Below are 15,443 nucleotides of genomic sequence, written 5' to 3' on the forward strand. Positions count from 1 at the left end.
CGGGCGGGCGAGGACGCGCGCCGGCTGGCCGGAGCCTTGCGACAAACCAGCCGGTCCCGTCAAGGCGGGCCGAGGACTAATCCCCGAATTCCGCAGGCAGGGGTTCGATTTTAACCTTCGCCGTCCCTTCATTATTGCCATAGGTATGGCGTTGATCCCCGTCGAAATTCGGCTCGTGTCCAAAGAGCGTCGCGAGCGGAAGGAAGCCGGAATAGGCGTCGTTGACGTAAAGGAAGAGTTCGCCGGCGGCTGGCGCTTTGAACCGCACCGTCATTTCGTCCTTGAGCGATCCGTTCGGGAAGGGGACGAAAGGCTGTCCCGGGACGATGTCGAAACCCTCTGGGCCAATTTGCAGGATCGGCTCGATCCAGGGTTCGCCGAGCACCCGTTTAATGGTGAGCCCCGCAAGGAAAAACCTGACCTTTTGGCCGAGCGAAAGTTCGTTGCGCTTCAGGCCGCCGAGATTGGCGGCGAGCGAGGCGTCCGTCCATTCTTTACCGATCTTGAATGTCACCGCGTAAAAACGGCCCTTTTCCAATTTGTAGCCGGTCGCCTTGCAAGGACTTTTGATGGAAAAATCGAAGCTCTCTTCACGCAATTCGCTTTCAGAGTTTTTACATATTTCGCCCTGATAGGCGCGGTAGTGAAAATAGAGCCGATCGAAAAAGAAGAAGGCCGCGAAAACGGCGATGACAAACAGGATACTTGGCGCCGCCGTATTGGCGACGAAACGCCCGACCCGATTGGCAAGTTTGCAATTCAACAGGAATATGGCGATCGGGTCCCACAACAGATGGCCCAGCACGCTCTGCGACGATCGCTCGGTCATCCCCCATGCGAAGCGCGAGCGGTCGGCGATGATGCGCCGCAAATGCCCGCCCCACCAGAAGGTGACGCCGAATATCAGAAGCAGCGCGCCCGCGCAGATCGGATATTGCTGAAAGGCGTTGAGCCACGGCGATAGAAAGCCGGGGAGGTAGCCAGCGACGAAACCGATGATCGAATTGAACAGCTGCGCCGCGGGCCCGCCCGAGTCGCCATCCTGGCGTTCCAGCAAGGGCATCAACAAAAGCACGATGAGCGACCACAGCGTGAGCTGGTAGGAGACGCGTCGCCAAAAGACGGCGGCGTCGACGAGATCAAGATTTCCTTTGCTTGGCGCCTGGAGTTCGGCGACCAATTGCGCCAACGCCGATATCTTGCTTTGCGAAGCGCCGACGCCGTCGGCGAATCTGCCTGCGCGATTTTGCGCGTCGGAGGCGAAGTCGACGAACACCTTCGACCGACCGGTATTGTCCACGACTTGGAACTGCCCGGGCAAGGCGATGGGCGCATAGCCCTCGAAGCGCAGCGCCATTCGATAGATGACGCTTTCATGGATCAGCGGCGTCGGCGGCGGCGCAGCGCTTGCGGTCGGGCTCATTTTGCCCTGTTCCAAAGTGAGCTGGCGCGCGTTGTTCAGAATTCCGGCGATATCGCGCGGCTTGTACCGATAAAGCGCGTTCAATCCGCTACGGGAATCATAGATCTGTCCGAAGGCGGTGGCTTTCGATTCAATGTCTTTCATGACCGAATCAATAAAGACGACGCCGTGCTTCGCCGCCTCCAACATGATCCAGCGCAGAGGCAGGATCGACTGGCTATCGTCGGGATAACCACCGCCGACGTTAGCGTGTACGCCGGCGAACCAGATTTGCTGGCTGCGTTCGCAGACTTCCTGATGCGCTCGGTCATCAGCGTTCTCGCGACTCATCCCTTTGGCGACGAGAGTCGCGACGATCGCTTCGCGCTTGCAAAATGCTTCATAGCGCGCCTCCGCATCGTCGAAAGGGATCGGCGTGAAAGCGTCGCGCTCATCGTCGATCGACAGCGCATGACGCGTAACGCGAACGATCGGCAAAAGATCGTAACTGCTGAAGGTCAGCGGAAAAATGAATTTGTCGATAAAGACCCTCAGCTCCTCCACCGGCATGCCATAGGCGCCCACTGTGTCCCACAAGCCCAAGAAGTCGATGGCGTCGACGTGAGTATTCTTGTCGCGATCGTAAGGCGTTGAATTGCGATCGAGGAAACGGATTACGACCTTGTCGCGCAACCAACGCCAGATATTCTCGAGTTTGAGGAGAGTATGAAAATGATCCGCTCGGAACTTCTGATAGGCGCGCTCGGCCAGCCTATTGAGCTCCGCTTCCGAATCGGCGCCGAGCGGCAGGCCTTCCGAGGCCACCAGCCCGATAAGAACGCGGATGGTGAAGGCGCCCCGGCTGAAGCCAAAACATGCGATCTTGGGAGGATAAAACTTCCCGTCGGTCGTTTCGCTGGGCGCTAAATGCTGCGTCGCCAAAGCATCGCGGTAATGCCGAGTGAGAAATTTATAAAGGTCCAGAACATTGCGTTTGAGGCCAAAACCGAAGGCTCCCGTGATGGCGGCCAGCCAGCGATGCTGCGAGGAGCCGACCCCATCATCGTAATAGGCGATCTGGCCGTTGTCCGGCCTCATGTCGAGCGCGGCATAGAGACGAAAGACGTTGGTCTTGAACGGCGAGGCCGAACTATTGCCCGTCCCGTCCGAAAAAAGGACGATGGTCTTAAACATTTTCCACTCCGAAAAATCTGTGAGTCTAAAGGACATAGGCTACGCTCACGGCGGCTTGTGGCGCAAGCTTATTTTCCATATTCCGTTGCCGATACGCTGGTTGCGCCGCACTTGAATCCGCCGTCCGGGCCGCCGATCTTTGGCTGGCCAACCGAAAGGCGTCATATTGATGATCGATCGCGATCCCTTTTCCGGCAGCGAGCCGCGGATGAGCCGGGCCGGCGCGCGCGCCGCGCCTTATATTCCGCCACAGGCGCTCGACGGCGTGCGCTCGCGCCGGATCATGGCCGTGATGCTGGACCTGATCCTCGTTACCGGCATGTCGGCGGCGCTGTTCGTCGCGCTGTTCATTTTAAGCGCCGGACTGTCGGCGTTCATCCTGCCGCCGCTGTTTCCGATCGTCGCCTTTTTTTACAATGGCCTGACGGTCTCCGGGCCAAGAATGGCGACGCCCGGCATGGCGTTCATGGACCTGGAAATGCGGACCATGGAGGGAGATCCCGTGCCGTTTCTGCAGGCGGCGGTCCATGCGGTGCTGTTCTACGTCACCTGGCTGTTTCCGCCGCTGCTGCTCGTATCGCTGTTTACGAGCGACAAGCGCTGCCTGCACGACATGCTTGCGGATGTGATCATTTTGCGGCGCTCGTCTTAAAATCCGCAACTTCGACGCCGCAAATCTTGTCAAATCTGGTCTTGGCGCGCGCCGCACAGGCGCTCTAGATTAATTTTCGATTCCGGGATCAAGAGAGCGTGACGAAAGAGCCGCGCGACGCGCCGCAATTCTACCTGACCTCTCCCGCGCCGTGCCCCTATTTGCCGGGCCGCGAGGAGCGGAAGGTGTTTACGCATCTCATTGGCCTTCGGGCGCCGGCGCTCAACGACACGCTGACCCAATCAGGCTTTCGCCGCTCGCAAACCATTGCCTACCGTCCGGCCTGCGAGCAATGCCGCGCCTGCGTTTCCGTCCGGGTGAAGCTCGACGAGTTCGCGCCCTCCCGCGGCATGCGGCGGGTCCGCCGGCGGAACGCCGATCTTGTCTCCGAAACCCGGCCGGCGCGCGCGACGCATGAGCAATATGGTCTCTTTCGCCGCTATGTCGGCGCCCGCCACTCGGACGGGGGCATGGCCGACATGAGCATGGTCGATTATCAGATGATGATCGAGGACAGCCATGTCGACACAAGGCTCATCGAATATCGCCTGGCGCGCGCCAATGGCGAGATCGGCCCGCTCGTCGCCTGCTGCCTGACCGACCGGCTCTCGGATGGGCTGTCGATGGTCTATTCCTTTTACGAGCCCGAACTGGAACATCGCTCGCTCGGGGCGTTCATGATTCTCGACCATGCCGAGCGTGGCCGTAGCTTTGGCATGCCGCATGTCTATCTTGGCTATTGGGTCGAAGGCTCGCGCAAGATGGAATATAAGTCCCGCTTCCTGCCCCAGGAGCGTCTCGGAATGAGCGGATGGGTCCGGGTGGGCTGACCGCGCCGCGCCGCCTGAGCTTGGCTGGCCACAAAATCGCCGGACTATTCGGTCCTTGTTAAGGCCGAAGATGCACAACTCGATCGAAACGGTCGGCGCGGTCCGCTAGACGCGCCGTCTTTCGGCTTGACCGCCAGGGCGCGTCCCGGCGATGCGATTGGAGCAATCTGTGCGAGAATCCACATTTTTGCAGCTTATCCGCAGCGCGGCGCTTGTCGCCGGCGCAGTCGTCCTCGCGCCGGACTCCCTCGCCTGGGGCCAGGAGGCACAGGCCGAGTGGGCGCAGCGCTACGACGCCGACGCCCGCCTCACCGTCTCCCGTTCGACGACCCCGATTCTCTCGACCCAGACGGTGGCCGCAACTGAAGCCGCGATCGAACGCTTTCGCGAAATCGTCGCCAACGGCGGCTGGCCCTCGGTCGCCGGACAGCAATTGCGGCTCGGCTCGAACGGGCCGGCGGTTTCGGCGCTGCGGCGCCGACTGATCGCCTCCGGCGACATTGGGCAAGAAACCGGCACAAGCCCGGTCTTTGACTCATATGTCGAGGCGGCGGTGCGCCGCTTTCAGGCGCGTCATGGCATCATCGCGACAGGCGTCGTCAACCAGCAGACCATCCAGGCGCTGAATGTTCCGGCCGAGACCCGGCTCCAGCAGCTCGAGACCAATCTCGTGCGGTTGCGCAGCTTCTCCCGCGACCTCGGCAATCGGTATGTCGCCGCCAATATTCCCGCTGCGACGGTGGAGACGGTGGAGAATGGCGAGGTCGTCACCCACCATGTCGCCGGCGTCGGCAAGATCGACCGTCAGTCGCCGGTGATGCAGACCAAGGCGATCCAGGTCAATTTCAATCCCTTCTGGACGGTTCCTGCGTCGGTGATCCGCAAGGATCTCATCCCCAAGATGCAGGCCGATCCGAACTATCTCAACGCCAATCACATCCGCGTCTACAACAAGGACAATCAGGAGCTGCAGCCCGAGCAGATCAACTGGCGCTCGCTCGACGCGCTTAATTTCCGCTTCCGCCAGGACATCGGCGGCGACTTCAACTCGCTGGGCGTGGTGCGCATCGACATTGCCAACCCCTATGGGGTTTATATGCATGATACGCCCGCCAAGGGCGTTTTCGGCGATGATTTCCGCTTCGTCTCGTCGGGCTGCATCCGGCTGCAGAATGTGCGCGACTATGTCGCCTGGCTGTTGAAGGAGACGCCGGGCTGGGACCGCGACCATATCGATCAGGTCATCGCTTCCGGCGAGCGCGTGGACGTGAAGATCACGCCGGCCGTGCCGGTCTATTGGGTCTATGTCACGGCCTGGGCGGCGCCGGACGGAATCACCCAGTTCCGAGACGACATTTATCAGCGCGACGGGCTCGGCCTGCGGTCGGCCGGCGCGGATTCGGGTCAGCCGGCGGTTGTCCAGGCGGCGCGCCCGATCCCCGCCGACGGCCTGATCCAGGGCGACGACGACAGCTATTTCGAGGAGCGCCCGCGGCGGTAGCGCCAGTTAGGCTACTGCGCCGCGGCGGCGGCGCGGGTTGCGCGCCAGGTGCCGCCGCAAAGGTCGGTCGAGGACGACCAGGCGCCGGCGCCCTTGCCGTTGCGCAGCGTTCCATGGAAGCGCGCGACGCGTTCGCCTTCGCCGGTGAACCTTGCGACGATCGTCCCTCCGTCGTCGACATAGCCCCAGGCTGAGCCGGCAGGGCCGGGCGCGGCGGCGATCTTACTGTCGACGATGTCGAAGGACGGCGGGATCAGGAGCTGGCATTCGCCGACCGTCGTCGCCGCTTCGATGCTCCATCTGCCATCGGTGTCGCCGATTGGGCCCGACAGAGTCTGCTCGTTCTCCGGCTTGGCCTTTTGGGCGCGCGGTTGTTTGGCGTATGCGCCTCCGGCCGAAAGGCAGGCGGCAAGCGCCAACGCTAGAATCCTCATCTGGCCTCCGAAAGAGCGCCTCGCAGCGCGCCATGCATATCGCAGCCCGCGTAGATGAAAGAAGTCACGCCGGCCTGGCGTAGACGCTCCTCGAGTTCCCCCGGTCGGCCAGCGAGGTAGAGCTTGGCGCCCGCGCCCTTGAGCGCCAGCGCCGCCGACTCCGCCGCGTCTCCATAGACCCTGTCGGATGAACAGATGCAAGCGAGTTTGGCGCCAGACTCGCGGTAGGCGTTGACGATCTCGATCGTCGATTCGGTCTCTGGGCCGAACACCGCCTCTATGCCGCCGGCCTCGAAAAAATTCTTGGCGAAATTCGCCCGCGCCGTGAAGGCGGCGACCGAGCCGAGATTCGCCAGGAAAATCTTGGGCCGATCGCCAGTCGCGGCCAAATGGGCGTCGGACTCCTCGCGCAGCCGCTCGAACGGTTCGGCGAGCCGATGCGGCGCGAGGGCGGCGCTTTTCGAGGCGCCGGCCGGCGGCGCGACGACTTCGGCCGAGGAATCATAGGGCGCGAGAACGTCGAGCGCGGCCTCGTGAATATCGGGAAACTGGTTCGCGCCGATCACTTTATCCTTGGCGCGGGCCATGTTCTTCGCGCGCAGTTCGGCGGCTTCCGCGACGCGCGCCTGGAAGGCGCCCGTCGCCAACGCCTTGGGCAGCCCGCCTTCGGCTTCGATCTGTTGAAACAGAGTCCACGCCTCGCGGCACAATTCGTCGGTCAGCGCCTCAAAGCCGCCCGCGCCATTGGCCGGATCGTCGACGGCGTCGATATGGGACTCATCCTGCAAAACGAGCTGGGTGTCGCGGGCGAGGCGCCGCGCGAATTCATCCGGGGCGCCCAATGCCTGGGTGAAGGGCAGAACCGAGACGGCGTCGGCGCCGCCGACCGCCGCCGAGAAGGCGGCGAGCGTCCCGCGCAGAATATTGTTCCACGGGTCGCGCCGCGACATCATCCGCCAGGCCGTCTCAGCGAAGATCAGCGCCGGTTTGGGAGAGAGGCCGCAGGCCTCTTCGACCCGCGCCCAAAGCCGCCGCGCCGCGCGGAACTTGGCGACGCCCAACAATTGGTCGGCGTCGGCGCTGAACCGGAAGGCGATCAGGCCGCGCGCGGCGTCGAGGTCGGCTCCGGCCTCCGCCAGCGCCCGCAGATAGGCGAGCGCCGAGGACAGAGCGAAAGCAAGTTCCTGCGACTCGGTCCCGCCGGCCGAATGCACGACGCGCGCGTCCGCGACCGCGGTCGCGTAGATAAAGCCTGCATCGGCGGCGGCCCTTACGTCGCGTGCGAAGGTTTTGGCGGCCTGCGGCCAGGGCTCGGCGGCGAAACCGTGCCGCGCCTGCGCGCCGAGCGGATCGAAGCCCATCGACACACGGGTGATCGACGGCTCGATATGCTGGCGGTCGATGAAACGCCTGAGCGCCTCGGCGGCGCCCGGCGCGCGCGGCGAATAGTCGAGCGTGACCGGAATGCCGTAGTCGAGGCGAACATTGGCGAGCAGATGGGCGATTGCGTCATCGTCGGCGCCGGCGAGACCGCCGCCATAGGCGCCGATCGAGCCGGCGAAGACGAGATTCAGCCCGTCGGCGCCGCCATCGAGGTCGTCTAGCGCCAAGCGGTTGGCGGCATCGGCGTCGGCGAGGTCGACGCGCGCCAGTATAGCCCAGCGGCCGGGGTTCCTGCGCAAGGCTGGGACGGGCGAATCTGCGGCGTGGGCATAGAGCGGCTCGATGGCGAGGCCGTCGTAAGTCTTAGCGATCAGCGCTTCAAAGGGCGCGCCCTTGAGCGCGCGTTCGACCAGGGCGCGCCATTGGGCTTCCGTAGCCTGTGGAAAAACACCCGCCAGCGCCGTCTCCTGTCCTATCATTTTCCCCGTCGCCCTCCATTGTTTCGGGCGGCCTTTTCGCATGAACCCGCGCGCCGGGCCACTGCAAATCCGCCGCCGGCGGGGCGGGCTTTATTTTCGGGGCCAAACGCCTTAACCAGTCCCGATCGCGCTTCGGGCGGATCGGCGGCGCGCAAGGGCGGAAGAGCCGCGACAGGGGCGGGCGGCGCGGCCCGATCAAGAGGCGTGGGATCGGCGCGCCGCGTCAATGCGCCGCGTCGGCGTCAGTCGTCGCCGAAGCGACGACGAAGCCTGAAACGGAGGGACTCGTGACTGACAATGTGCAGGATAAGAGCCAGCTCGTCGACGAGATCATAGAGGTGATCGCGTCGGAAGGCATGGTCGACAAAAGCAAGATCACGATGGACGCATCGATCGAGAGTCTCGACCTTAAATCCGTGGACATCGTCATGATTCTCACGGCGCTCGAAGAGAAGTTCAACGTCTATATCCCGATGGACGGGTCGCTTCAGGAAGCCAAGGACGTGAAGAGTCTGATCGAGGCGATCGCTGATCATATTCAGAAAGAGCGCGAGAAGCAGTAAATGGCGTTCTCGCGAGCGCGCCCCCAGGGGCGCCGCGTCGTTATTTCCGGCATGGGCGCGGTCTGCGCCTCGGGCGTCGGCGCTCAAAAACTCTGGGAAGCAGCGCGCGACGGCGTCGGCCAGATTCGTCCGCTCAAAACCGAACGCCCCTATGACGGCCGCATCAAGATCGCGGCCCAGGTGCCCGGCTTCGATCCGGCCGCTCATATCGAAGCCAATGTCCTTCCCTTTTGCGATCCGTTTACGCAGTTCTGCGTCGTCGCCGCCGACGAAGCGATGGCGCAGGCAGGGTTCAAGCGCAAAGACATCGCCGGGCCCGGAACCGCGGTCATCATCGGCTCCGGCATCGGCGGGATGACGACGATCGAGGACGGCATCTATCGCTACTATGTCGAAGGGACGCGGCCCGAGATGCTGAGCGTCCCCAAGCTCATCCCGAGCGCCGCGCCGGCAACGATCGGCATGCGCTATTCCTGCCTCGGCCCTACTTTCGCGATCGGCAGCGCCTGCTCGTCGGCGACTCAGTCGATCGGGCTTGGCATGCAGATGATCAGACAGGGCCTCGTAGACAAGGCGATCGTCGGCGGCGCCGAGGCCTGCGTGATCAATGCGACGATCCGAGCCTGGGAAGGGCTGCGCGTCTTGAGCCCGAGCCTCTGCCGTCCCTTCTCGAAGGGCCGCAATGGCATGTCGCTTGGCGAGGGCGCCGCGGTCTTTATCCTTGAAACCGAGGAATCGGCGCGCGCGCGGGGCCACGAACCCTTATGCGAACTCGCCGGCTACGGCACGACCAGCGACGCCAAGGACCCGGTGCGCCCCGACCTCGAAGGCGCGTCGAACTCAATCGCTTTGGCGCTGGAAGACGCCGAAATGGCGCCGCAGGACATTCACTATGTGAACGCCCATGGCACCGCGACGCACGCCAATGACATCACCGAAGCGGAAGCGATTTTGCGCGTCTTTGGCGATTACGGGCGCACGGTTCCGGTGTCGTCGACGAAGCCCATTCACGGACATGCGCTCGGCGCCAGCGGCGGCCTGGAGCTCGTCATCACCATAAAGGCGCTGCGCGAACAGATCGCGCCGCCGACCATCAATTTCCTGGAACGAGACCCGAAATGTCCGCTCGACGTTGTCCCCAACGCCGCGCGCAAGCATAAGATCGATGCGGCAATGTCGAACTCTTTCGCTTTCGGAGGGATCAACGCCGTGCTGATCGTTCGTCATGCCCCTTGAGCCGCCGCTCGCCCTCGGGCCTTTCCGCCTGCGCGTCGATCCAGCGCGCGTTGCGGCCTATGCGCGGGAAACCGGCGGCGACGGCGCCAGTGTCCCGCTCGCCTATCCTGCGGTCTGGCTCGCCGAGCCCTCGCTTTTTTCGGTGGTGAGCGACCTCTGCGCCGAACTCGACGTCGTGCCGGTGCATGAGTCGCAGAGCTTCGCCTACGACATGCCCCTCGTCGCCGGAGAGAGTTACGATCTGTGCGTCACCATGAGCCGCGAGGAAACCCCGCCGCGACTGATGATGGCGGCGACTGTCGCGACGCCCGATGGCGACAGCTGCGCGAGAATCGAAACGCTGCTGCGGCTGGTGCCGCGCGCCGGATTTCGGAGCGCGTCATGAGCTGCGACATCAAGGTCGGCGACACGCTGCCCGAAACCATCATCGGTCCCTTCGACGCGCCGTCGCTGGCGCGCTATGCTGAGGTTTCCGGCGACGCCAATCCCTTGCATCTCGATGACGCGGTGGCGGCGGCGATCGGACTTGCCGCGCCGCCGGTGCATGGCATGAAGCTTCTCGCCGCTTTCGAGCCGATGTTGAGAGCTTGGCGCGGCGACCTCGTCATTGCTTCGCTCGCCGGAAAATTCGTGCAGCCGATCCTGCGCGGCGACACCGTCAGACTGTCGGGGCGTGTGCTGCGCGCGACGGAGAATGAGATTTTCGTCCGCCTGACCGCCTATGGCGCGGCGCGCGCGCCCGGCATTATCGGCGAAGCGACTCTGCGGCCAAGGGCAGCCACATGAGCCGTCGGCCAGGCTTTGGGAAGGGGCGCGGCGATGGCTGAGACGCCGGTTCGCGTCTTGATTACCGGCGCCTCAAGCGGCATTGGGCGCGCGCTGGCGCTCGCCTATGCGCGCGACGGCGCGAGCCTTGTCCTGCTTGGCCGCGACGCCGAGCGGCTGGAGGCGACCGCGCGCGCCAGTCTCGACGCCGGCGCGGAAACGGCCGAGATTAACGTCGCCGACGTGCGCGATCGCGAAATCATGGCGCGGATCGTTCAGTCCGCGCATGACAAAAGGCCGATCGACATTCTCGTCGCCAACGCCGGCGTCTCGACCGGTCTGTCTCCCGGCCAGATGATTGAGACGCCCGAAGCGGTGCGCGCCATGCTCGCGATCAATGTCGCGGGGACGTTCAATACCGTGGAGCCCGCCATATCGCCAATGTGCGCGCGCAAAAGCGGCAGGATCGCCATCGTCGGCTCGATGGCCGGCGTGCGGGCGCTACCCCATTCGCCGGCCTATTGCGCGGCGAAAGCCTGCATTCACATGTGGGCGGACTGCCTGCGCGCCCAGCTCGCGCCCTATGGCGTGCATGTCGCGCTGATTGTGCCGGGCTATGTGAAGACGCCGATGTCGGCGCGCACCATCGTGAAGACGCCCTTTTCGGCGCTCTTTCCTTCAAAGAACTCAGCGTCGGCAGCCGCGAAGTCCTGGCAGCCCGGCGCGATGCCCGACGAAGAAGCCGCGCGCATCATCAAGGGCGGGCTTGAACGGCGCCGCGGCGTCATCGCCTTTCCGCGTTACATGTATTGGGCGCTCCGCCTGTTCTCCTTCCTGCCGGCGGCGCTCATCGACGGCGTCATGCGCCAGTTTCCCGCCGAAGTGCCGGAGACGCCGGAGCGCGGGGAAAAGTGATCTTCGACCTCATCACATGGGCGGCGGCGATCTATTGGCTGATCGCCATCGCTTTGCTGTTTTTATCGGTTGCGGCGACGATTGTGCAGCCCTGGATCGTTTCCCGCCGCGCCACGCGGCGAGACCAGCCGGCGGTCTCGATCGTTCTTCCGGTCAAGCTGCTCGAAGAGGAATTCGACCGCACGCAGGAGTCGGCGCTGACGCAGCGCTATCGCGATTTCGACGTGACTGTGTCGTCAACCGACCTTGAAGCGCCAGCCGTCCAGCATATGCGGGCCATTTTCGCGCGTCATCCGGCCGTTCCGTCGCGCATTCTTCTTTCGACGGCGAAATTCGCCGTAAGTCCCAAGGTGGACAATCTTTACGCACCCTTCATGCAAGCGACCCATGACGTCATCTTCATGAAGGACGCCAATGTCCTGCTCGAGCCGGACGCGCTCACACAGCATATGCGAAACCTGACCGACGACGTTGGGCTGGTCTGCGCCATTCCCTATTGCGCGCGGCTCGAAAATTTCGCCGCCCATGTCGAAGCCGCTATCATCAACGGCCCGCATGCCCGCATTTTGTTTCTCGCCTCGACGTTGGGGCAGGGACATGGCATCGGAAAAATCATGCTGTTTCGGCGCTCCGACTTCCTGCGCGCGGGCGGCTTCGACGCAATCTCCCACACGGTCGGCGAAGACAACGCCCTGGCGAAGGCGATGCGGCGGATCGGCAAGCGGCCGGTTTTCTCTCATCGGCCGGTCCGGCAGGAGCTTGGCGCGCGCAACTTCGCGGACGTCTATCACCGGCAATTGCGGTGGATGGTCATCCGGCGCAACGACGAAGTCATTTCCTTTTTGGCCGAGCCAATTTGCCAGGCGCTTCCGGCGGTTATCGCTTCTGCGCTGGCGGCGCCGCTGGTCGGCCTCGACCCTGCGCTGGCGGCGTTCGCGACGCTTTTCCTGTGGTTTGCAGTGGAGACATTGCTTTATATGGCCAAAGGATGGCAATTATCCTGGGTCGCGCCGGCGGTGTTTGTGGTTCGTGAGGCGGCGATGCTGGCGGTCTGGTTGAACGCCTGGGTCACTGACCGCGTGGTCTGGGCGAAAAGCAGCGTGGACGCGCGCGCAGGGGCGAGACCCGCGCCGGTTCCGCATGAAGAAGGATAGGCCGTTTGGTGCTGGGGCTTTTTCTATTCCTTATCGACGCGGTCGTGATCGTCTGCGCTTCGATATTGGCGGCGATCGGGATCGGCTATCTCATCGTCATCGGCCGCTTCTTCTATGACCAGCTGCGCCGCGTGCGCGATTCGGAAGCGCCTGCGACGCCAGACAGCGAATTGCCGCGAGTGCTGCTGCAAATCCCGGTGTTCAACGAGCCGCTCGTCACCGAGCAATCCTTGCGCTGCGTCGCGCTTCTGGACTGGCCCAAGGAAAAGCTGCGCATTCAGCTTCTCGATGATTCAACCGACGAGACCAGCGCGCGCGCCGACGCGGTGGCGGCGGAGCTTCGCGCCGGCGGCGCGGTGATCGACCATGTGCGCCGCGCCGACCGCTCGGGATTTAAGGCCGGCGCCTGCGCGCATGGCCTTACGATCGCCGACGAACCTTTCGTGGCGATGCTCGACGCCGACTTCCGTCCGCCGCCCAATTGGCTCAAACGTACGGTGCCGCTGTTTTTGACCGATGATCGAGTCGGCTTCGTGCAGTCGCGCTGCGAGTTTCAGAATTTCGAAAAGAACTGGCTGACGCGCGCGCAGGGCCTCGTGCAGGACGGACATTATCTCGTCGAGCAGCGCTCGCGCGCCCATGCCGGCTGGCTGTTCCAGTTCAACGGCACTGGCGGCATCTGGCGGCGCGCGACGATCGACGACGCCGGCGGCTGGTCGGACTATTCGCTGTGCGAGGACCTCGATCTCACGGTGCGCGCGGCGCTCAACGGCTGGCATGGGCTGTTCGTGTCCGAGCCGCCGATCCCCGGCCAGGTGCCGGAGGGAATCCGCGACTTCCGCCGCCAGCAAAGGCGTTGGTCGAACGGTTTCGTGCAGGTCGCGCAGAGGACCGTTCTGCCGATCTGGCGCTCGCCCTGGAGCCTGACGCGCCGCGTGATGGCGATCTCGCTGATCGCCCATCAGGTGTTCTTCCCCACGGCCGCCATCGGATTCATCGCTTTTGTGCTTGGCGGGCTTCTACACGGTTCGCTCGCGCCTTACGCGGACGTGTTGGAGATCATCGGCGCCATGACGGCGCTGGTGGCGCTTGGCATCACGCTGCCGCCCTATCTTGCGCTCAAGCGCGGCACCATTGTCGATTATATGAAGACGGTCGCGTCAATTCCGCCGCTGATGATCTATCTCGCCTTCGCCAATGGCGCGAAAATCCTGCAGACTTTGCGCGGACGCAAATCGACCTTCAAGCGCACGCCGAAGCTCGATCACGAGGCTGCGGCGCCGATCGACGCGAAAGTGGAGTAGGGCGCGCGGTCACTCAAGTCGCGCCGGCGCCTCGAACGCGCCGCCGTCGGTGACGATCGTCAGCGTGGCGTCGGCGGCTTTGGCCGGCGCGTCGCCGGAAAAAAGCTTAAGCTCGAAGTCTTCTCCGGCGCGCCCGCTCTCGATGAAGAAGGGCTCCTTCGCCTCCGCGAAGAGGTCCTTCGCCTTGCCGGGGCCAAGATAGCGAAGCCGCCATGATCCATCCGTGCCGCCGCGCGACAGCGCGAAGCGCTTTTTTGCTTCCTCGACAGTAAGCTTTTTGGGAACCAGCCGTTCGCTTTCGGCGATCGCCGCCGCGTGTGGCGAAGCGCCCTCGCGCGGCAGCTCAAGCGTCAGATCGGCGCGCGCCGGCAGGCAGATTTTGCCGCAGGACGCGTAATCGAGCATGAGATTGAGCGTCACCGGCGCGTTCGGATCGCGCGGCGTCACCTTCAAAGGGAGGAGAACACGGGACTCATAGCCGGCCACGACGGTCCCCGCCTCATCAATATGCTTGGGAACCGGATATGATGGTTCGACCCCGGCGACATTGACCGATTTCGAAAAATCAAACGCGGGCGCCGAGCCGGCTTCGCCCGGCTGACGCCAATAGGTGATCGTCTCCGGATCGAGCGCGATCTCGACGGCGGCGCGGTATGCGCCGCCCTGCGGAGGGCCGGCCGACAGAAGCCGGGCGCTGGACGCCGCGCTTTTGACGGAGGCGGAAGCGAATTTCGCGCTCTGGGCGAATGACTGCGTCGATGCGCCCTGCGTGAGCATCGCGACAAGTTGCGCGAGTATTAGGAATTTGTAACGCGTCATAGGTCCGCGGCGATCCGTCTTGCAGTCTGGGCAGTCAGTTACGTCACTTTAACGTCATTTGCGCCGCTTGTTCTTGAAGCGCGGCGAGCGTAGCATGACCCTATGAGCCCAGGCGGCAAGAAGCAAGAATTCGCGTCCAGGGTAAGCGAGCGCCGCAGCGGTCGTCCCGCCGAGCGCCGCTTCCTTGACGGCCAATTGCTGATCGCGATGCCGAGCATGCTGGATCAGCGTTTCGCGCGGTCGGTGATTTATCTTTGCGCCCATTCCGAAGACGGCGCGATGGGCATCATCGTCAACCAGCCGGCCCGGGTGCGTAATTTTCCCGATCTCCTGGTGCAGTTGCAGGTGATCGCGCCGCAGGAGCGCATCAGCCTGCCGAGCCGCGCCGAAGACATTCAGGTGCTCTCCGGCGGGCCGGTGCAGACCGACCGCGGCTTCGTGCTGCATTCGCCGGATTTCTTCCTCGACAATTCGACGCTGCCGATCGACGACGGCGTGTCGCTCACCGCGACCATCGACATTCTGCGCGCCATTGCGGCGGGAGAGGGCCCCGACCGGGCGCTGCTTGCGCTCGGCTATGCGGGCTGGGACGCGGGCCAGCTCGAAGAGGAGATTCAGCGCAACGGCTGGCTGAATTGTCCCTCCGACCCCGCCTTGCTGTTCGATCGCGATCTCGAGACGAAATATGCGCGCGCCTTGCGCTCGATCGGCGTCGATCCCGAACGGCTGTCGTCAAACGCCGGACACGCCTGAGCGTCAGGCGAAGCGGTCGACAGCAGCGTCGAATATTGAACAACGCCCTCCTGTATGCC

At 63.8% G+C, this 15,443-nt stretch carries 15 protein-coding genes; 11 read left to right on the top strand and 4 right to left on the bottom strand.

The annotated features are described in order from the left end of the window. Window positions 1–76: 76 nt before the first annotated feature. A complete protein-coding gene (locus tag U1E20_RS01595; RefSeq protein WP_409978831.1) occupies window positions 77–2,596 on the bottom strand; it encodes a DUF2235 domain-containing protein in 2,520 nt (839 codons plus the stop codon). Between the two features lie 169 nt (window positions 2,597–2,765). Here U1E20_RS01595 and U1E20_RS01600 point away from each other — a divergent pair, with 169 nt between their 5' ends. The 3 genes from U1E20_RS01600 to U1E20_RS01610 all read left to right on the top strand — a co-directional run bounded on the left by U1E20_RS01600 (window position 2,766) and on the right by U1E20_RS01610 (window position 5,579). Then, window positions 2,766–3,248, top strand: coding sequence for an RDD family protein (locus tag U1E20_RS01600; RefSeq protein ID WP_409978832.1), 483 nt, complete (start codon window positions 2,766–2,768; stop codon window positions 3,246–3,248). Window positions 3,249–3,346: 98 nt separating this feature from the next. Next, complete coding sequence (locus U1E20_RS01605) at window positions 3,347–4,078, top strand: arginyltransferase (RefSeq protein ID WP_409978833.1); 732 nt, start codon at window positions 3,347–3,349, stop codon at window positions 4,076–4,078. A gap of 151 nt (window positions 4,079–4,229) precedes the next feature. Continuing rightward, window positions 4,230–5,579, top strand: a complete 1,350-nt coding sequence (locus U1E20_RS01610) for a murein L,D-transpeptidase (protein WP_409978834.1) — start codon at window positions 4,230–4,232, stop codon at window positions 5,577–5,579. Window positions 5,580–5,590: 11 nt separating this feature from the next. Here the strand turns inward: U1E20_RS01610 and U1E20_RS01615 are convergent, their stop codons facing one another. Both U1E20_RS01615 and U1E20_RS01620 read right to left on the bottom strand, forming a co-directional pair. Then, the gene (locus U1E20_RS01615; protein ID WP_409978835.1) at window positions 5,591–6,013 is read right to left on the bottom strand and encodes a hypothetical protein; all 423 of its coding nucleotides are present in this window, start codon (window positions 6,011–6,013) and stop codon (window positions 5,591–5,593) included. Beyond that, window positions 6,010–7,875 carry a methylmalonyl-CoA mutase family protein gene (locus U1E20_RS01620; RefSeq protein WP_409978836.1) on the bottom strand — a complete coding sequence of 622 codons (1,866 nt, stop codon included), beginning with the start codon at window positions 7,873–7,875 and terminating at the stop codon, window positions 6,010–6,012. The genes U1E20_RS01615 and U1E20_RS01620 overlap by 4 nt, the downstream gene beginning before the upstream one ends. Window positions 7,876–8,162: 287 nt before the next feature. Between U1E20_RS01620 and U1E20_RS01625 the strand changes: the two genes are divergently transcribed. The 7 genes from U1E20_RS01625 to U1E20_RS01655 are packed head-to-tail and all read left to right on the top strand — an operon-like array spanning window position 8,163 to window position 13,812. Further along, on the top strand, window positions 8,163–8,438 hold the full coding sequence (locus U1E20_RS01625) for an acyl carrier protein (RefSeq protein WP_409978837.1): 276 nt from the start codon (window positions 8,163–8,165) through the stop codon (window positions 8,436–8,438). Further along, entirely contained in the window at window positions 8,439–9,674 is a 1,236-nt protein-coding gene (locus U1E20_RS01630) for a beta-ketoacyl-[acyl-carrier-protein] synthase family protein (RefSeq protein ID WP_409978838.1), read from the top strand. After that, window positions 9,664–10,059 (top strand): hypothetical protein, encoded by a 396-nt coding sequence (locus U1E20_RS01635; RefSeq protein WP_409978839.1) that lies wholly within the window; start codon window positions 9,664–9,666, stop codon window positions 10,057–10,059. Before U1E20_RS01630 ends, U1E20_RS01635 begins: the two co-directional genes overlap by 11 nt. Then, window positions 10,056–10,460, top strand: a complete 405-nt coding sequence (locus U1E20_RS01640) for a MaoC family dehydratase (RefSeq protein WP_409978840.1) — start codon at window positions 10,056–10,058, stop codon at window positions 10,458–10,460. The genes U1E20_RS01635 and U1E20_RS01640 overlap by 4 nt, the downstream gene beginning before the upstream one ends. Window positions 10,461–10,493: 33 nt before the next feature. Continuing rightward, the gene (locus U1E20_RS01645; RefSeq protein WP_409978841.1) at window positions 10,494–11,354 is read left to right on the top strand and encodes an SDR family NAD(P)-dependent oxidoreductase; all 861 of its coding nucleotides are present in this window, start codon (window positions 10,494–10,496) and stop codon (window positions 11,352–11,354) included. Next, window positions 11,351–12,508, top strand: coding sequence for a glycosyltransferase (locus tag U1E20_RS01650; RefSeq protein WP_409978842.1), 1,158 nt, complete (start codon window positions 11,351–11,353; stop codon window positions 12,506–12,508). The genes U1E20_RS01645 and U1E20_RS01650 overlap by 4 nt, the downstream gene beginning before the upstream one ends. Before the next feature lie 8 nt (window positions 12,509–12,516). Beyond that, window positions 12,517–13,812, top strand: coding sequence for a glycosyltransferase family 2 protein (locus U1E20_RS01655; RefSeq protein ID WP_409978843.1), 1,296 nt, complete (start codon window positions 12,517–12,519; stop codon window positions 13,810–13,812). Between the two features lie 9 nt (window positions 13,813–13,821). Here U1E20_RS01655 and U1E20_RS01660 read toward each other — a convergent pair whose 3' ends face one another. Next, window positions 13,822–14,631: a protein-disulfide reductase DsbD domain-containing protein gene (locus U1E20_RS01660; RefSeq protein ID WP_409978844.1), complete on the bottom strand. Its 810-nt coding sequence runs from the start codon at window positions 14,629–14,631 to the stop codon at window positions 13,822–13,824. Window positions 14,632–14,733: 102 nt separating this feature from the next. On the opposite strand from U1E20_RS01660, the gene U1E20_RS01665 reads away from it, so the two are divergent. Then, complete coding sequence (locus U1E20_RS01665) at window positions 14,734–15,384, top strand: YqgE/AlgH family protein (RefSeq protein ID WP_409978845.1); 651 nt, start codon at window positions 14,734–14,736, stop codon at window positions 15,382–15,384. Window positions 15,385–15,443: the final 59 nt, after the last annotated feature.

The organism is Methylocystis sp., from assembly GCF_046349115.1.
Classification (GTDB): Bacteria; Pseudomonadota; Alphaproteobacteria; order Rhizobiales; family Beijerinckiaceae; genus Methylocystis.